Source organism: Saccharicrinis aurantiacus (assembly GCF_001660705.2).
In the GTDB taxonomy this organism is placed as follows: domain Bacteria; phylum Bacteroidota; class Bacteroidia; order Bacteroidales; family Marinilabiliaceae; genus Saccharicrinis; species Saccharicrinis aurantiacus.
This window is the reverse complement of sequence record NZ_LYBV02000001.1, coordinates 33450-53803: the sequence shown is the minus strand read 5'-3', so window position 1 is coordinate 53803 and position 20354 is coordinate 33450. Positions and strand designations below refer to the sequence as shown.

Below are 20354 nucleotides of genomic sequence, written 5' to 3'. Positions count from 1 at the left end.
CCAATTCTGTCTATCAGATTGTTCCAAATCATCTCCTTTCTTTAATATATCCCCCTTATTACTCATTTTTTCTTACCTAAAAAAGCAAGTCTAAAGCTTACTTTTACACCATAACTTTTTTATACATAAACGATTTATTCAAAACTACAAACACAGACATAAAATGAACAAATTCAAGTTTATTGCAACTCTATTAACAATCTGCTTTAGTCTATCAGTATTTGCACAAAAGCCGTATAAAGCAGATTGGGAATCATTAAAAAAATACGAAATACCACAGTGGTATAAAGATGCGAAGTTTGGTATATTCATACATTGGGGACCTACAACTGTACCCGCAAAAGATAGTGAATGGTATGGATACCATATGTGGAATGAGGGTACTGTAGATGCCTTGGGTAATCCTACATCAGAACCTTCGAGAGCCTATCAATATCATGTTGAAAACTTTGGTAAGCCAGAGGATTATGGTTATACAAAGTTCATTCCTGAATTTAAGGCTGAAAACTTTAATGCAAAAGAATGGATTGACTTATTTAACGAGGCAGGTGCTAAATATGTGGTTCCGGTAGGCGAGCACTGCGATGGATTTGCGTTATACAATTCTAAGGTTACGCGTTGGAACGCCGTAAATATGGGTCCTAAACGTGATATTGTAGGCGAATTATTTAAAGAAGCCAAAAACAAAGATATGAAAGTGGGTATGTCGTCGCACTATGCATATGCATGGCACTGGTGGACTTACGACGAGAAGTATGAAACTACAGACCCGAAACTACAGGATTTTTATTGGAAAGCCCACGAAAGGTGGTCGCCAGCCACTCCTGAATTTGTAAACCATTGGTACAAACGCACCATTGATATGATGACGCAATATAAACCTGATTTAATGTGGTTCGACCTTGGCTTATGTGAACCTGAATATGAAGAAGCACGTAAAAAGTACTTAGCGAAATACTACAATCAAGGTTTAAAAAATAACCAAGAGGTTGTTGTGAACTACAAAAATATTAAGTGGAAACCAATACCTGACGGAGCTGCTGTTTTAGATATTGAAAGTGGAAAATTAGATCGTATTCGCGAAGAAACATGGCAAACCGATATGTCGCTTGGCGGATGGCGCTGGGGGTTCTCAAAGCCTTATGATATGCGCAAACCGGGAGCTTACATTAACGACTTAATTGATATTGTAAGTAAAAATGGCGTTCTATTATTAAACGTAGCACCAAATAAACATGGCGAGATACCTGCCGACCAACAAGCGATATTAAAAGAAATTGGTGCTTGGTTAAAAATTAATGGCGAAGGTATTTATTCAACTACTCCATTTACTGTGTTCGGACAAGGACCTACCAATGCTAAAATGGTATTGCATGGCAACATGAAAGATAAAGGCTTTACTGCTGATGATGTTAGATACACACAGAAAGGCCAAACTATTTATGCATTTCTATTGGAATGGGAAGAAGGTAAAGAAACCCTTTCTTTAAGCGCTTTAGGTTCTGAGAATAGAGTTATTAACGATGCTATAAAAAGCGTTTCAATAATGGGTTACGATGAAACTATTAATTGGATACAGAAGGATAATGAGTTAATTATTCAGCTCCCTAAAGAACGCCCGGTTAAAAATGCTATAGGTTTTAAAATTGAATTAGACGATGCGCCTAGCGATATCTTTAAAACTAAATAGTATTACAAAATATTGATACTGATTAAAGTGAGTTCATTTTATTGAACTCACTTTTTTTATACTCAAAACCATCAGCATTATAGAATATGGTTTTTCTATTAAAAGCTTTAAACATTTAAGCTACACATACTATCGTATATAATACTGAAATCCTAACATAAAGGTATTTAGATCAAGGTTCATCCCAAAATTCTCATTTGTAGTTTCTGGTTTGTTATAACCTTCAGCTGGCTTACGAATATTTTTGACATAGTATATTTGACCTATATTACAATTCACAGCAAACTTATCGTTAAGAAAATAAGTTAAGCCTGGCGTTATATTTGCCCCAAATTCAAAGATATCAATAGGATCATCATGTGAATAATAAGTATATTTAATATCTTCATCGTTTATAGGATACGAATAATAATAGCCTGTTTCAGAACCTGAACCTATCAGTAAATTAAAAGTATAATTGAAATATAATTTCTCACCTAATTTATGATATTTGGTAACGTAAGGGTTAAATAGGAATAGTCTATTTTTTTCAACATTACCCATTTCCTCTTCTATTATTCTGTTATAATAATCACTATACCATTCTTCTTTGTATTCTGATCTACTCGTACTATACTTATATGATATTCCAATACCTACCAATAATGATTCTGACACAAAATAACCGAAACTTGGCGCTATTGTATAACTATTTGATTTACTCTTTATATTATCATATTCCTCATAATAAACATTTCTGATTCCATCGTAACTACCACCATTCCAGTTAAACGAGCCATCAATAAGTAAATTTCCTTTTTCAAACTGGGCACTCAAATTCAAAAATAACATGCTTACACATGTCACTATATATATTTTTTTCATTTGTATCTTGTAAAATTAAATCTCAATATTATTAAACTCGTAACTATCTTAGGTAAAATTGAAATCCTAAAGTGAATGTGTTTAAGCTCAAATCCAAGCCATAATACTCACGCTCTGTCTTTGGTTCATCTTCTAAATCTTGTAGGGTTTCTTTAGATTTACTATAATGTAAACGACCAATATTAGCTGCGAAAGCTATTCTATCAGAAACAAAATAAGTCAACCCTGGAGTTACGTTTAGTTTAACTTCAGATACTTTACTTTCAGTTTTTCTATTATAATCAGAATAAGATTCCTCATCATAATCCTCGAGTTTATCCACTCCCTTCCCAAATAAAACATTAAATGTATAATTGAAATATAGTTTCTCTCCTATCTTATGATACTTAGTAATGTAAGGGTTAATAAATACCATATTTTTAGTGGTTTCATAATGATTACTATAATCGTCAAAATCTGTAGTAGATTTATATTTAGACTGAGAATAACTAACACCCAAGCCTAATAAAAATGATTCATTTACAAAATACCCCACACGAGGACTTAAATATAGATTCTCCGATTTACCTGTATTCTTCTTACTCCAAGAATCGGGCTCAGACTCTCTTAAGTAGTTACTTTGATTATAATTCACTAATCCTTCAATAAGAAAATCACCTTTGTTAATTTGAGCACTCAAGCTTGTTAGTAGAATGCTTAAACAAGCTGTAATCATTAGTTTTTTCATCGTTCTATTTTAAATATTAGATTAAAGAATAACCTTAATAGTTATCTACCTTACATTAAGAACCTAAAAACAGATGAAGAAAGACTTAAGAGTATAAGTCCTTGATATAGCTAGTTTAGGTCTGTAAAGTATACAACTAATTAAAGTTTTATGTTTACAAAGGCGAAAGTAACAAAAAACACAATACTAATTTTATGATAAATTATTATTTTGATTAACAGATAATGTGAAGGGTAATTAAAATTTTGTCGTCAAAGAGATATAAAATAATAGCAATGATTTTCTCAAGACTCCAATTACTAATTGCCCTACTTTTATTATCAATAAACTTATTGGCAGAACCAATAATTATAAAAGGGAAAGTATGTAACCAAAATCAAAAGGCTCTTAGCAATGCCCATATACTTTTGGCTGGCAATAATAACTACTCTATAACCACTGATGAACAAGGTAATTTTATTTTCTCAGATGTGCCTGTTGGTGATTATACCATTCAAATTAGCTATTTAGGCTATGCTGTACAAAGTAAAAAACTCAGTAATATAAATACCAATTCAGATGTTGGTACCATTACCCTCCTTCCCAAAGCAAATGAGCTAGACGAAGTTATTGTAAAAAAAAATGTACCATTGGCCACTGTTAGTGGCGATAGCATTCAGTATAATGCCGATGCCTATAAGGTAAACCCCGATGCCGATGCTGAAGATTTAATAAAAAAGATGCCAGGTATTACTGTAAGTAACGGTACCGTTGAGGCGCAGGGCGAGGAAGTTAAAAAAGTTTACGTTGACGGTAAAGAATTTTTTGATCAAGACCCTACCCTGGCTTTAAAATCGATACCGGCAGATATTATCCAAAGCATAGAAGTTTTTGACGAAATGAGTGAGCAGTCGCGCTTCACAGGTTTTGATGATGGAAACACCACCAAAGTAATGAATGTGGTGACTCGTGCGACTAAAAAGAATGGCCAGTTTGGACATATGTACATCGGAAGCGATGGTATTGACAAATACAGCGCTGGTGGAAACATTAACTTTTTTAATGGCGATAGACGTATTTCTATTGTTGGCCAATCGAATAATATTAACAAGCAAGATTTTTCCAACGATGATTTGTTGGGCGCAATCGGTAGCAGTGGTAACAGAAAAGGGGGTGGTTTTAAAGGCGGACCTGGAGGTGGCAGACCTAGAGGTGGTGGTGGATCATCCAACTCAAACTCCATGGTAGGCCAGCAAGATGGTGTTTCAACAACGCACTCCTTAGGGCTAAACTATGCCGATCAATGGGGCGAAAAAATAAAGGTATCAGGCAGTTACTTTTTTAACCAATCAGATAACCTTAGCGAGCAAGATATCTACCAAAATTACTTTGTTCAGGATGATGGTTTTAATCAATATTATACCGAAACCAACGAAGCTAACAGCACCAATTACAATCACCGTTTTAATTTTAGGTTTGATTACGATATTAACGATAACAACAAACTTTTAATCATCCCTCGTTTTAGTTTTCAGGGCAATAACTCCGAAAGTAATATCTTAGGAAGTAGCTTTATAAACGACACTTTGGTAAATAAAACAGAAAATATGCTATCAACCGACATGGCAGGTTATAGTGTGGGGAATGAAATAGTGTGGATGCACAAATTCTCAAAAAAAGGCAGAACCTTCTCGCTAAGCGGAAATACTACCTACAATTCTAAACAATCTGATAGTTATCAGATGTCGCGTACCATTGAAGATGAAATGATGCTTCCGAGCGATTCCTTAAACCAATATACCGACTACTCAAATCCTAAAACTAAAGTAGGTGCAAAAGTGGTTTATACCGAACCAATGGGCAGATATAGTCAGCTTATGCTTAATGCCAATTCAAACTATACTTTTGATGATGGCGATAGAAATGTATTCGATTATAACTACGATGATGGCGATTATACAGATCATAATACCGATTTATCAAATGTATTTACCAGTGTTTACGCAACCCACAGAGCTGGTGGTGGATATATGTACAAAAAGAATAAAACCTTTTTAACCGTTGGCCTCGATTACCAATACTCAACATTGGAGAGTGAGCAACAGTATCCCGAATTATATACTATCAGTAAATCGTTCCATTCCATTTTGCCCAACATCAGGTTTAAAACCAATTTAGCATGGAATAAAAACCTAATGGTATTTTACAATAGTAGCACGCAACAACCTACGGTAAGTCAATTGCAAAACACCATAGACAATTCTAATCCTCTGCAGTTAACAATGGGTAACCCTAACTTGAACGAAAGCACCAATCATCGTTTAATGGCACGATACTCATCGTCGAATATGGATAATGGTACCATGTTTTTTATAATGGGAAGTGCTCAATACACTCAAAACTATATTGGAAACAACACCTTATTTGCCACAAGAGATACTGTTATTAACAACTCCATAACACTACCGCAGGGTAGCCAGCTAATTACGCCTGAAAACATGGATAATTATTGGAATGTTAGATTGATGAGTTCGTACGGAGTACCTATAAACCCGATTAAAACCAACTTAAATATGTCGTTAGGTTATCGATATACCCACACCCCCGGTATTTATAATGGTGAAGAAATATATTCTGATGACAATACTTTTACGGCAGGTGTAACTTTAGCAAGTAACATAAGCGAGAATGTAGATTTTACCATCAGTTCTAACTCAAGTTACAACTTAGCCAATAGTAGTTTACAAAGTGAGCAAAACAACAATTATTACAACCAAAATACCACTGGCGAGTTAAGTCTTATTTTCTGGAAAGGCTTTGTGTTTAGGGCTTCTTGCTCGCATCAATATTATTATTGGACTGATAATGCCTACAAAGAATCGTTCTTTATTTTAAATGGCGAATTAGGTAAAAAATTCCTGAAAAATCAGGCTGCAGAAATAAAGCTCACCGTATACGATGCACTTAACCAAAACCAGAATATTACGCGCAATGTAACGGATGCTTACATTGAAGATATAAGAACAAATGCCTTACAACGCTATGTAATGCTTTCGTTTACCTATCGCTTACGAAATTTTAATATTAAATAAACTCTCGAGTGATAAATGTTAAGTTTTAAGTTATAAACGGATTTACTGCTTGAGGGTAGCATTGCAACAATTTATAACTTATCATTTAACACTTATAACTTATTTTTTGCAAAAAATAAATGTATTATATGAAGTGTTTTAAAAAGATTTTTGTTTTAGCATGTGCCATAGCTATTAGTCAATGGTCTTCCGCTCAGGAGAACCAACAACAAAGAAAGCGACATACTCCTGAAGAAATAATTGCCTTAATTGATCTGGATAATGATGGTAAGGTTAGTCTATCAGAATTAGAACAGCACGAACAGTTTAATCGACTATCAAGCAATTTTGATAGAATTGACAAAGATGGTGATGGTTTTATAACAGCGTCGGAATTAGAAACAGCCCAACAAAACCAAATGAAACGCAGCAAGCAAAATGCGAGTCAAAAAGAGATAGGCAAATGGGATGATGGCAAAATCACCATTGATGGAGGGGTTAAAGATTGGGGCGAAATGCTAAAATATTACGATCCTGAATCAAAAATAATGTACCATTATAAAAACGATGATTCTTACCTATACTTGGCTTTTCAGGTGAAAGAAACAGCCATACAAAACAAAATAATGTCATCGGGTTTCAACCTTAATATAAACGCCAGTACAAAACCGAAACTAAGGGCTACTATAATATTTCCGGTAATGCAAGGCCAAAGCCGATCTAAAGAAAATGGTGGCTCTGAAATGGGTAATAAACAATCAGGCGGAGGACAGAAAGACCGAAGTCAAAGAATGGAAGAGCGCAAGCAACTGTGGCTATTTTTAATGAGTGCCATTAATACTGAAGGTTTTGTAAGCGGGGTAACTAGCATCGCAAAAAACAATGGTTCTGATAAAGCTTTTACCTACGATATTGCTTGGGATGATTTAAACCAAATGAATATTGAATTTAAAATTCCAATTGCTGAACTTGTTGAACAACATGACAAACAGAAATCTGCAGACAAAATTGAATTTATGATTGAACCTCGTGTTCTAGCTATGCAGATGCCTGAAGGTGGCAGAGGTCCTGGTATGGGCGGACCTGGAGGCCCAGGTGGCGGTGGTAGAGGAATGGGTGGTCCTGGTATGGGAGGTCCCGGTGGTGGAATGCGCCCTGGCGGTGCTTCTTCTATGCAAGGTCAGGGAGGTAATAAACCTGATATGCAAACCATGATGAGTGAGCAAGCCTTTAAATTTAAATTTCAGTTATCAACAGGCGAATAGATAGGAGATGTTAGATAAGAGACAATATATTTTAGACTGATTTACAAAATACAAGAATGAATCTCAATTTAAAATCTATTATCTCTTATCCATGACATCTACATACTTATTCCCTCTTTATTTTAAGTACATAAGCAAAATCACAAGGCTTTTCTTTAGGCATTTTAACCACTAATGCTTCCTCATCCTGGTTCCATTCAATTGCTTCATCCGAACCAAGCATACTAATGCTTTTTATGGATCCCGGAAATAATTTACCCATCGAACTAAGGGTTCTTATTGCGACTTCCTTTCCTGGCCAATCCATACAAATGGCATATAAGTTTTTCCCATTTTGGGTAAAACGGATATCCTCAGCTGTGTATTTTGGAATAAACTCACCATGTTTTTTACCTTGACCATGATGCCCAGGGTGTGTTACCTCGGTAGGTCCTTCTCCAAAAAACACCCATGGAATGGTATTGTAGATGGCCTCTCCATTTATTTTCAGCCAATCGCCCATGGCATAAAGTTCCTTCTTTATTGGTTCCGCAAAAGTACCATCGGCTTGTGGAGGAACATTTAATAGGATACGCCCATTTTTACTGGTGATATCCACTAACATATCCACCAAAGTGCCTGCATCTTTGGGTTTATTAACGGGATTATAAAACCAAGTTGAATACCACTCGTAATGGCGCTGCATATTAATATCAGCCATCCATGGGGCGTACTGTAAGCCCACAAGATTACCATCTTCAATATCGCGCATGCCAATACCTACAGGTATATCGTGCGATTTATAAATTACCTCAACTTCTTTATCCCACTCTATGCCCTTATTAAAAAAGTGACTAATCATTTTTTGTTGATACTTTTCAGGCGTTCCGCCAAGCTCCGGTTTGGCATGTGGCAACCAGCGACCTCTATCAACTTGGCCCTTTAACTCCTTTCCTACAGTACCTCCAAAACCAGTATCAAACCAAATCATATCAGGCTGATATTTATCTACAGCTTCTGATATACGAGCATACCACGCGTCGTATATAACATCGGCCACTCTCCCATTATTCATAGTCCCATATGCTGAGTTATCCTCATACGGATTGAGATAAGTACTATTCTCCTTTGAAATTGGACCCCACATACGCTCCCAAAAATTTCCCGTATGAAAAGAAGATATTACTGGCATTCCTCGCTTGCGCAGCTCCTTTGCCAAGCTTCCATAAATATCTACTTTAGGTCCTTTTTGCACTGTGTTCCATTCAGTAATATCGCTATCCCAATTTAATAAGCCACTTCCGTGCCATGCAACAGGGCCGCCAAACTGAGCTCCGGCAGCCTGAAACAAATCAACCCACTCTTTAGCATCAAAGTGCTCTCCTTTCCATTGCTCAATTGCATCAAGCCTTGTCATTTCTTTATTGCCCGAAGCCACCTGAACTGTTTGTGGCCCCCAATGACAATAGATGCCGAACTTCATTCCATCAAGCCACTGTGGAGACTGATGCTTACGCAGAGAATTCCAATCCGCTTCATATGGTTTTTCCTCAACTTTTGCAGTGGTATCACCTGAACCTGTACAGCTCAATAAAAATGCAATAAATGGTACTATTAAGTAGTTTCTTTTCATATTCTAGTAGGTATCTTAGCTTACAATTTATTACGTCCTATTTTAAGCACATAGGCAAAATCGCATGGTTTCTTATCAGGAAACTGCACCTTTAAACTTTGGGCTTTATGTTCCCACTTTATGGATGCATCACTCCCAATAAGGCTGATACTTTTTATTTCATTGGGATACAACTTTCCTTCATATCCTAAAGATTTGATTTCTATAGCATCCGTTGGCCAATCTAAAACAATGGCATATAACACACCATCCTTCTGTGTAAAACGAATATCCTCGGAAGTGTAACTTGGAATATCTCTCCCTTTGTTCTTCCCTTGTCCGTGATGACCTGTATTTTTTACGTAAGCCGGGCCTTCACCATAAAACACCCAAGGCGTAGTGCTATAAATAGCTTCTCCATTTAAATTTAGCCAATCGCCCATTTTATAGAGCTCTTGTTTAATATTCTCGGCAAAAGAACCATCTGCTTTTGGCGGCACATTTAATAAAACACGACCATTTTTAGCGGTGATATCAACCAACATATCAATAAGCATGTTAGCATCCTTTATTTCATTTTTAGGATTGTAAAACCAAACCGTAGGCCATACCATATGTTGCTGCATATTAATATCGGCAATCCATGGGTCGTATTGTAAACCATCAAGGTTACCATTCTCAATATCGCGCATAGCAATACCCGGAGGGATGTCGTTACTCTTATAAAACAGATCCACCTCTTTACCCCAATCAAGAGCGGCATTGAAATAACCACTGATATAACGTTGCTGTATATCTTCGCGAATGCCATCGATAAACAAGTCTTTATCCGACTCCATAATCTTGCCCTCTTTAATCATATGCTTTTTCTCAGGACCAACTGTACCACCAAAACCTACATCAACCCAAACCATATCTGGCTGATATAATTCGTAACCCTCTGTCATTCTATCAAGCCAGCCCTCTAGGTATTCAGAAGTATATCGTCCTCCAGCTCCATGAACCTTATGTGTATTACCCCTTTTAGAATAATCGTTACCAGGTTCCATGTAAGTATCATCTGTTTTACTCATCGCGCCCCACAGTGTGGTGCTATGGAACGAAGCCACAAGCTTCATATCTGCTTTTCTTATTTCTCTGGCCAACTCGCCATAAATATCAATTTGAGGGCCTTTTTTAAAACTATTCCAATCTGTTATTTTACTGTCCCAATTTAAACAACCATTCACATGCCATGCCACCGGTCCCGCAAACTGAGCTCCAGCATCTTTAAACAATTGCACCCATTCAGCAGCATTAAATTTATCGCCTTTCCAATGCGTGATAGCTTCATGAGCTGGCATATCGTGCTGTTGCATTTCTAGGGTTATAGATTGTGCTCCCCAATGAGAATAAATACCAAACTTTGTATCGAGCAACCATTGCGGTGTTTGATGTTTTTGTAACGACGACCAATTAGCTTCATAATATTCTGGTTTTTCTTTGGATGGAGATGGATTAGGAGCACAAGCTGCTAATCCAATAATCAATAAAACAAATGATGTAATTTTTTTCATAGTTGTTACTATTTAATTAAACATAATATTAAGCATGAAGACAAAAGTATAAAGAGATTCATAAGTATATGAATCCGTCTTTAATCTTTATACTTTTATCTTACTACTAATTTATATCCCCATTTTCCTTAGAAAATACTACTCATAAAGCAATTTCTTATTACTAGTAAAAACAGGGTCTTTATACAATTTTGCTTGGCGTATTAATTCGCTTTGCATTTTTTTTGCAATCTCTTTATATTCTGGATTCTTATAGAAATTGATTTCTTCATTTGGGTCTTTCTGTAAATCAATTAACCATGGCTCGCTTCCTGTTGATAATACCAATTTGTATCTATTGCTCAAACTAGCAATCCACGATTGTGCTGAGCTTGTCATGTAAGTAATACGATCATCGGTAACTACTTTTTTCTTCGATGTAAAATCGCTGGAGGCATCAATACCATGTGTTTCTTCGGTAAATTTGGCATCCATTAAACCCAAAATAATAGGCTTAAAATCGGTAGATGTAAATGCCTTGTTAATCACTTTTCCCGATTTCACTTTATTCGGATAACGCAATACAAATGGCACTTTTGCCGATGCTTCGTAAGGGTTTCCTTTATTGTGCTTGCGGTGCTCGCCCATTAAGTCGCCATGGTCTGATGTAAACAATACAATGGTATTATCGGCTAAATCATTATCATCTAAAAACTGAAGAATACGCCCCACATTATCATCAATACATTTAACCATTCCAAAGTAACGTTGCATTTTTCCCTGATCAAGTTCTTTTGCTTCGCTCTTGCCACCAACAGCTGCCCATTTTGGCATCTTATCCTTTGGTGTTTGCATGGTTTTAGGTTGTTCAAAAAATAAATTCTCATACATAGTATCATAAGGAGGGCGAACTGTGTTTGGCGTATGCGGATCAGGAATAGAAAGCATCAAACAGAAAGGTCCTTTTTTATCACGTTCTAAAACCTCTAGACCTTTTGTGGTCAAATAATCGGTAGTAAAGTTTTCATCTGTTATCTTTTTTAAATTAACCTGCTGTCTTTGTGTCTCAGCATCATATTTGCCATAAATAATTGGTTCTCCATTTTCATCATCAAGTGCTTTCCAGTGCCCTCGGTTAAACATATACCTATTATCAGTAAACCCGAATTTACGTGCAGGTTCAAAACCCGGTTTGGCATCACCATCTAAATGCCACTTACCGATGTAAGATGTAGCGTAACCACTTTCTTTTAGTACCTCAGCAAAAGTTTGCACATCATCATACATAGGAATATCGTTACGATAAGAACGTGTTGCAATAGGGTATTTACCCGATACAAAAGAAGCCCTTGATGGTGTACACACCGGAGATGACGCATAAAAATTGTTACAGATGGAACCCTCGTGCGCCAATCTATCGATGTTTGGTGTTTTTACTTCAACACCCTTTCCCCAAACAAAGGCTTGATCTTCGCTTAATTGCTCTCGGTAGCAACCTAGCGTTCTAAAGTTATGCTCATCGGTGTAAATGATCACAAGATTGGGCTTTTCTTGGCTTTTTGCCAATTGCGGAAATAATAAGCTTAGAAAAAGTAAAGCTGAAAAATGTTTTAAAATGTTCATATTACAAGTAATTAATTTTATTAGTTGTGCTACATAAAATATAAGCACTATTCTCAGCTAGCTAATTTATTTAATAACTAAACCTTTTATCAGTTACTTTTCTAGGAATAAACAGGGGTTATTTATGCTTGCATAGTAAGAGCAGGTACTGTACATCATCTGAACAAACCACTAGAGCAACCTAAGTCATCGGCTCAAATGAGGATAATATTTAACTTCTTATAATTAATCTTCTTAGCAGGAAAACAGCTATATTGAAAATGAAAATAATGACAACTAACAGGCATTTATTCGTTTTACTACTTTTCGATTGTAAATATACTATCATTAGAATAGTTTCATTCCCTATTTTTAGTCTTATAAACAGGGGGTATTTATTTAATTAGCAGCAATACTCTAAACGCAAAAAAGAGGAATCCCAAACTTGAGATTCCTCTTTCTATATTTTATGAAATAGCCCTATTTAAGGGACTTGTCAGCATTTTGAACTTGCAATATAACCGAGGATACATGACCTCCATTATCCCTAAATTTAACCCCAATTTCATTGGTACCATCTTTTAAATATACCATAGGAACCGGAATCTCTAAAGTCCCGAAAAAACGTTTTCTAGTGTTCTGATCATAACCTCTAATAGGATCAGTAGGTAAATTTAGCTCGTTGCCATTAACCAATATTATTGGTTGTAAAGATAAACCATGATCTCGGCCTAAGCCTAAACGTAAAGTAGCTTCGCCTTTACCTGCTTCAATATTTTCTATAGTAAAATCTATTTCAGTATCTGCTTTAATTGGTTTTAGGTAAGAGCTTGCATAATGCTTTTTACTACGTATAGTATTTGTAAACTTGATGTTCGATTTAAAATTATAAGTCAATACAACTGTTTCTCCATAATTAATCGATAAATCGGTAAGCGAACTTTGTTGCGTTTCTGTTAACTCGGGTAATTTATCCTTATAAATATTCAATCGCTTTATGCTTACATCTTTTAAACCTTTGGCATCTAGTAAATCGAGATTTATATTTTGCGTTTCGTCGTTTAAATTGTTTAATACCACGTACAATTGTTTGCCATCAACAAAAGCTTGTGTTTGCACATCCACATTAGTGGAGTTAAAACGAACTCTTTCGCCTTTTACATCTTTCCATACTTCAAAAAAGTACTTACGCTCGGTTAACTCCCAATTTCCATTTTCTGTTTTAGTCCATAAACCCGATTTCGAATAGCGTGCCTTGGGCTGCTGTTTACCAATGGTAAAAGGTGTTGATAACACAACATCATTACCACGCTCAATAAAATTCATTACCATATGCATTTGCGAGCGTACGGCTTGCGCATTTACTAAAGGCACGTAGTTACCATTCTTTTTATAGTTGGGCTGATCAGGTACAAGACGACCATATTCTGTAATGGCAAAAGGCTTAACCTCATTGAGTTTGATAAAACTATAGGCTTCAATCATATCCAAGATAGCTTCTGAGTTTGATCCAGATCTGCGCCCATCCTTATTGTTAACACCACTCCCATCGTAAAGGTGAACCGTATAAATATCAATATCTGCACCCGCTATATCAATAAAGTTTTTATATCGGGCTTCCCACAAGCCAAAATTATTGGCATCAAACTCAGGAAATGCCGATCCGAAACCAGCTACCTTCATATTAGACAACTCGGGCGTGGCATGAATTTCTTGCGCTACATCACGATGGAACTCACACATTTTAGTTGTGATAGCATTAATCTTCTCTTTTTTATATTTGCCATTTCTTCCTTCTGGATATAATGTAACAGCCTTAATCATGGGCTCATTAAATGGTTCAAAATACAGTGGTACAAAATCTGCTTCATCCCTAAAATAAGCAGCCGAAAACTGTGCCGCTTCCTTACTGAATTTAGTTATGTCTACTTGAGAGTAATCAACTGTTTTATCGTAAAAAATAGAGCTAGGATGTCCTGTTGATGCATAATTACTTACCTCGCGCACTCCATTATATTTCTTTTTCACTTTAGGATAAACACCATTTTTATGTTTTGCTGCCGGACTATTAAACATCCGAGCACCAACATAATCTGAGTCGATATTGTATTCCTTTTTCCACTTCTCAAAATCGGCATCTTCCTTTTTAAAAAAGGCATGGAAGGTTAAATATTTACTTCTATTAAAGGTAGATTCATTGCCCACATAGCGCTGTGTTTTATGATCGATAGTAATTGTGCCTTGTGCCTGAGTGGAAACACCACCTAAAGGAAATAGCATGAAGGCTAGTAATTTTACGACTTGTATTCTTTTCATCTGCATATTTTTTTTATCCTTCGCATTAGCGGCAAGGATTTAAAGTACTTTTATAAAAGGCTAATTTACATTTATAGAATTGCCACAATGGAAATAAAACTCCTAAAAATAGGTGGGAGAAGAACCACTCCGAATTAATGTGATGGGGATTTATGAAAAACAAGGTGGTCTAATGAAATAGGGGTATCTTAATGTAGATAAACTTGTGCGGATCTTACCAAATTCTAATTATAAGCAACCATATACTCATGCTACTACTTAAAGTAGGCTTTGTAGGATAACTTAGCATAATTATAAATCCTAAAAAAAGCCTTTATGAAAACGCTTTCATTACTATGTTTTAGTTTATTATGCTGCATCCTTACTAATGCACAAAAGCCTGTGAAAATAACCGGAACTATAATTTCTGGAAACCCAACTGAAATTGAATTTCAGTATATGAACGATAATCCCATTTCATATTTATCCGATGACTACAAAGGCGTGTTTGTAAACCAAAATTGCACCTTACAAATTCCTGTAAAACGGCTGATGAACGGACAAATGCAGATGGGTAATTACACGCAACCTGTTAGTTTTTTACCTGGAGATAATATTGGTATTGATATAGATGGTGATTCTATACTCTTTAAGGGTAAAGGAGCCAACAAAAACAATTTTCTACAAGCTGTTGAGAAAAGTGAATTCAATTCCGATTATATCTATAAAGCTTTATGTAGCGATGATTTAAACTTAGATACTTTTGCTTATCAGGTGAATCGTTTTATAGATGGACGAACACAGCTTTTATACAATTATCAGAAAACCTATCAACTTGAAGAAGCATTTAACAATTACTATTTAGCCGATATAAAGTATGCGAGATATGGTGCCATTGAAAGTGCCAAACGTTTCTACTGCCACAAATACAAAATAGATAGCGACTCGGTAAAATGGCCTCAAATATATACTGAAAAATATGATCTATCTCTACTAAATGACCACGATACAAAATATAGTATTTATAATGATTACATAGCAAGTGTAGTACACGAAATAAGCGAAATAATAAGAACTCAAAATAATAAAATAAGTAAAGATGATGCCAAATTTATTGCCATTAACGACTCTTTATCTGGTAAAACAAGGTCATATGCTATGGCAGCGCAAATACAGTCTAAACTAAGTGAATCTAATTATGATCAAAAATTTATTGATGCATTCTATAACCTCAATAACGATGAAATTGCATCCTACGAAGTGGCCACTGCTATTAAAAAATATAAAACCAAACAATCCTTACTAGGTCAGCCTTTACACTCAGAAATGGCTAATGCCATTGTCGTAGATAGTGCAGGTGTGAAATCCACTTTCGGCGAAATGATGACACAATTTAAAGGAAAAGTAGTATACCTAGATATTTGGTCACCATATTGCGGCCCATGCCGAATGGCGATGCCACATTCTAAAAAACTTAAAAGTAAACTTGCCAACAAGGCTATTGAATTCGTATACATAACTGTTGATGGAAATAATGATAAACTTTGGGATACATTATATGAGGTATCACAGACCAAAGACAATCATTACCTGTTTGAAAATGGATTTAAATCAAGCCTTCATAACTTTATGGAAATATTCTGGGTTCCTTGCTATATGATTTTTGATAAGGATGGTAAATTAGCAAATTACAGTGCTCCGCGACCCACTGAAGTAAAAGACGGTGAGGAATCCGATTTGGAGAGAGAGTTAAGATCTATACTGAATAAATAAATATAGCTATTCAGTAGAATAATTATTACCCAATCTTTATCCTTTTTAATTTCTTATTTTACATTTTTGCACCTACTCTATTTTAAAACTATGAAACTTCTCAAGCTCATCATTCTCGTATTCTGTTTTTCCATTAACACAATGACGAGCAACACGCCATCTGATATTCAATACCACATAAAACAGGGGGATACCTTTATGATAAGAAGCTTGCAGCTTCAAGATTTACGCGGATGGAATGCAAATTCTTTAAAAGAATCATGGTATAATAAATACTTCGTATCATTTAAAGCACTCAAGGAATATCCGGACTCGACAGAACTACAAGCTGAAATAGTGAGGGCTATTTCTCATAACTCTTATCATCATTTTGATACACATACGGGCGCACTACCGTTTATTGAAGAGGACTTCTCTTTATTGAATCAAATTGGCGATAAATATAAAATAGTCGTTCAATCCGATGGTAATATAAGTACATCTCAAGCCCTAAATAAAACTGCGTTAATACCATTTAATGAAAAGGACTTTGATAAATATATCAGCAAAAAATCTGAAAGCTATTATTTTGGCAAGCAAAACTTTATAAAAGACATAACGCAAGGTGCATTTCCTCTTTCTTACGATGCTAAACGTATGGAAGACTCTATAATTAGAAAGGGTGATACATCAATTCCCATGGGATATCTTACCAAAAAAGATTCCTTACTATTCTTTCAGCCTGCTTATTGGCATCCAAAAATACTTGATGCCAACTACATGAATAGTCCGTGTGAAGGGCCACTTCTATTTTCGCAAAAGAAAGGCCGCTTTACTAAAGGTAGGTACTCCTATGAAACAAAGAACATACCTTATCATAGAGTCGAGTTTATAGATGACACCATAAAAGCCGCTAAAACAACTTTTAAACTTAGCGGGACTATACAAAACTTAAATGCACGCAAGCTTAGCCTATACATTCTCAATAAATATCCTGATAGTTATTATTTTCAATTCGACTCTTTAGAAGTGGATGAAAGTGGATATTTTAACTGGACTTTCCCTTTAAACAGAGCTTGCGAACTTAATTTTAGAATAGGCGATGTTGAAGATGAAAATTCAATAACTAAACAATTTTTCTTTGAACCTGGAGATAACGTCATTATGAATATTGATGCCAACAATGCACAAAATAGCTGGGAGTTTTCAGGAAACAATGCTACTAAATTCATTTTACACGAACAGATTAAGCATCAAATTAACCTATTACAATGGGGAACTTACACTTCTGTTGACCACCTAAAAACCGAAATGCTACAATTACAAAATAAGCTAATAAAGGAAACTGAAACTAAAAACATATCGGCGCTCAGCAAACAACATTTAAAAGCAAGCATTTATTTTGGATGTTATAATGCATCCCTATTCTGTAATCAGAAAGGTTACTTTACAAATGGTTATGATAACAATTGGCAAAATACATTTTTAGCTGCAGCAGATTTTCATACTTACGGAAGTTATTCATCAAACGAAATGAGGGAATATATAGGCTCGTTTTTACAATATCAGTTGAATCAAACTACACAGTGTTGCGGATTTAAAAAGAATCAGATTAATTTATTCAGTACCAATGCTGCAAAAGATCAGTTTACCTTGGCTAAACTTATTTTTAAAGACGATGTGCTATATTATGCCCTTGCCAATCAAATACAAAAAATGCTATTGAATAGAAATAACAGCGATGCACAAGAATTGGTGAAAGATTTTTGCCAAATGTACCCTAAAAGTGAAATAGCTGCTTACCTAAAAAACGATATTGGTGATGCCCTAAGAATACAAAAAGGCCTTGCAGCACCCAATTTCACATCACTCACTCCCGAGGGTAAACAAGTAAACTTAAGCAACCATAAAGGCAAATGGGTATACTTTAAGTTTATTGATTCCGAGGCTGATATTGAATTACAAAGTGTAAAAGATCTAGGAAATTATTTTAAGCAATTAAATGACAAGCGAATTAAACCCTTGTTGATTTTAACGGATAAAGTAATTACTTCCGAAAAAATAGATTCTTTAGCGAAATACTATAGCGGAACTATTCTTTGTAATCCTAATTGGCAGTTTGCTTCTACAAAGCCTTACGGCATTTCTTCCAAACACGCTAGTTTCCTGATAAACCCTAATGGAATAATAGAAAGTACTTCGTACTTTTTACCTACCAATGTCGAAGGATACGATTCTTATTTAACAGAATCTATTAATTGGCTACAAAGTTATCTCGACTTACGCGAAGATGATTTTAATACCGTAGAATTCAACAAGAGTAATTTAGTTTGGGGAGTTTTAGCTTTTATTACTCTTACAATTATAAGCCTATTGAGTGTATACTGGTGGCAAAAACGAAATAAAGCAATAGCGCAACACAAACGCGAGAAGTTAGACTTAGAGCTCAAAGCCATTCGCTCGCAGCTCAACCCGCATTTCATGTTTAACACCCTTAGTTCAATTCAGCATTTGGTGGGCGACAATAGAAATAACGAAGCGTCGCAATACATTGGTGAGTTTTCGGGCTTAATGCGACAGGTATTGCACAACTCCAACAAAAGTATGATATCGCTTAACGAAGAAATTAAGGCAAGCCGTACTTACTTAAAATTAGAATCGCTGCGTTTTAATTTCTTTTATCATATCGAGGTGGATGAAAGCCTCGATTTATTCAATACCGAAGTACCCGCCATGTTATTGCAGCCATTTATTGAGAATGCAGTTATTCATGGTATATCATCCTTACAAAACAAAGGAGAAATACGCATTTGTATAGCTAAAAATAATGGCGTAATAATGTGCTCTATCGATGATAATGGCGGTGGATATTATCCTGTAGAAGAGAATATGATCAATGGTCAAGGTATTAAGCTATCGCAAAAGCGTTTTAATATGATTTACCATGCATCGGATAATCATCAGAACATAAAAATCCTGAATAAATCGGATATTAACAGTAAAGAAAAAGGTACTTTAGTAAAAATCACTTTACCCCTTGATGATGAATAAACCTACAAACATATCAGCTATTATTGTTGATGATGAACCAAACAATTGCCAATATCTTAAAAATAAGCTTAACCAAAACCACCCAAACATCACTATTATTGATATTGCACACAATGCTTTAAATGGTGTACAGCTTATTACAAAACACAACCCTCAATTAATATTTCTGGATATTAAAATGCCAGGAGGTAGCGGTTTCGATATGCTTGATGCCATCCCCAATAGGAACTTTGAAGTGATTTTTACCACCGCTTTTGATGAGTATGCCATAAAGGCCATTCGTTTTTGTGCTTTCGATTATCTACTAAAACCATTAAACGATACTGATTTAAACCAAGCCATTGAGCGTGTAAGTCAAAAAATTACTTCGGCGCAAAGTAATTTGCAAGAACAATGGGAAACATTAGATTTAAATAACAATGCAAGTGAAAAACGCATTGGGCTCCCCTCATCGGATCAAGTACTATTTGTTAAAACCAAAGAAATTATTCGCTGCAAAGGCGATAATAATTACACACATGTGTATTTAATCGATGGATCAAAAGTTTTAGTATCGCGCACGCTAAAAGAGTTTGAGGAATTATTGAGCGACGAAGGTTTTTTGCGTGTACACCAGTCGCACTTGGTAAATAAATCGGAAGTAAAAGCTTACGTTAAAACGGATGGTGGTTATCTGCTAATGCACGATAAATCGCAAGTAAGCATCTCGCGCATGCGTAAAGATACAGTGGTAAAAGCCTTGGGTTTTAAATTATAACATTTCTCAAACCCCTTGATTTTACTAGTCCCCCGGTATATTTGCCCCCTCCGCTAGTACATTTTATATACTCCACCACTAAATTATAGTAGCTTTCCACTAGTTTTTGGTCTATTCCGAGTATTATTTACCCATCTCTGGGTATACTTTTGGCAGTTTTCCGCATGTTTTGTAT

At 35.5% G+C, this 20354-nt stretch carries 12 protein-coding genes; 6 read left to right on the top strand and 6 right to left on the bottom strand.

The window, feature by feature from the left end:
• Positions 1-163: 163 nt before the first annotated feature.
• Positions 164-1690, top strand: a complete 1527-nt coding sequence (locus tag A8B35_RS00230; RefSeq protein ID WP_075601582.1) for an alpha-L-fucosidase — start codon at positions 164-166, stop codon at positions 1688-1690.
• A 129-nt stretch (positions 1691-1819) separates the two neighbouring features.
• On the opposite strand, the gene A8B35_RS00225 is transcribed toward A8B35_RS00230, so the two are convergent.
• Both A8B35_RS00225 and A8B35_RS00220 read right to left on the bottom strand, forming a co-directional pair.
• Positions 1820-2554 carry a hypothetical protein gene (locus A8B35_RS00225; RefSeq protein WP_139314775.1) on the bottom strand — a complete coding sequence of 245 codons (735 nt, stop codon included), beginning with the start codon at positions 2552-2554 and terminating at the stop codon, positions 1820-1822.
• 43 nt (positions 2555-2597) lie between these two features.
• Positions 2598-3281 (bottom strand): outer membrane beta-barrel protein, encoded by a 684-nt coding sequence (locus A8B35_RS00220; RefSeq protein ID WP_075601580.1) that lies wholly within the window; start codon positions 3279-3281, stop codon positions 2598-2600.
• A 275-nt stretch (positions 3282-3556) separates the two neighbouring features.
• On the opposite strand from A8B35_RS00220, the gene A8B35_RS00215 reads away from it, so the two are divergent.
• Positions 3557-6352 (top strand): TonB-dependent receptor, encoded by a 2796-nt coding sequence (locus A8B35_RS00215; RefSeq protein WP_075601579.1) that lies wholly within the window; start codon positions 3557-3559, stop codon positions 6350-6352.
• A 128-nt stretch (positions 6353-6480) separates the two neighbouring features.
• Complete coding sequence (locus tag A8B35_RS00210; protein WP_075601578.1) at positions 6481-7596, top strand: EF-hand domain-containing protein; 1116 nt, start codon at positions 6481-6483, stop codon at positions 7594-7596.
• Positions 7597-7702: 106 nt separating this feature from the next.
• Here the strand turns inward: A8B35_RS00210 and A8B35_RS00205 are convergent, their stop codons facing one another.
• From A8B35_RS00205 to A8B35_RS00190, 4 genes are all read right to left on the bottom strand, one after another.
• A complete protein-coding gene (locus tag A8B35_RS00205) occupies positions 7703-9208 on the bottom strand; it encodes an alpha-L-fucosidase (RefSeq protein WP_075601577.1) in 1506 nt (501 codons plus the stop codon).
• A gap of 20 nt (positions 9209-9228) precedes the next feature.
• Entirely contained in the window at positions 9229-10743 is a 1515-nt protein-coding gene (locus A8B35_RS00200) for an alpha-L-fucosidase (RefSeq protein WP_075601576.1), read from the bottom strand.
• A gap of 138 nt (positions 10744-10881) precedes the next feature.
• Positions 10882-12345 carry a sulfatase-like hydrolase/transferase gene (locus A8B35_RS00195; RefSeq protein ID WP_083634246.1) on the bottom strand — a complete coding sequence of 488 codons (1464 nt, stop codon included), beginning with the start codon at positions 12343-12345 and terminating at the stop codon, positions 10882-10884.
• A 459-nt stretch (positions 12346-12804) separates the two neighbouring features.
• Complete coding sequence (locus tag A8B35_RS00190; RefSeq protein WP_139314774.1) at positions 12805-14640, bottom strand: hypothetical protein; 1836 nt, start codon at positions 14638-14640, stop codon at positions 12805-12807.
• A 315-nt stretch (positions 14641-14955) separates the two neighbouring features.
• Here A8B35_RS00190 and A8B35_RS00185 point away from each other — a divergent pair, with 315 nt between their 5' ends.
• The 3 genes from A8B35_RS00185 (at position 14956) to A8B35_RS00175 (ending at position 20179) form a co-directional block, all read left to right on the top strand.
• Positions 14956-16392, top strand: coding sequence for a TlpA family protein disulfide reductase (locus A8B35_RS00185; RefSeq protein WP_075601574.1), 1437 nt, complete (start codon positions 14956-14958; stop codon positions 16390-16392).
• Positions 16393-16482: 90 nt separating this feature from the next.
• Positions 16483-19422: a histidine kinase gene (locus A8B35_RS00180; RefSeq protein WP_083634245.1), complete on the top strand. Its 2940-nt coding sequence runs from the start codon at positions 16483-16485 to the stop codon at positions 19420-19422.
• A complete protein-coding gene (locus A8B35_RS00175) occupies positions 19415-20179 on the top strand; it encodes a LytR/AlgR family response regulator transcription factor (protein WP_171973127.1) in 765 nt (254 codons plus the stop codon). The genes A8B35_RS00180 and A8B35_RS00175 overlap by 8 nt, the downstream gene beginning before the upstream one ends.
• Positions 20180-20354: the final 175 nt, after the last annotated feature.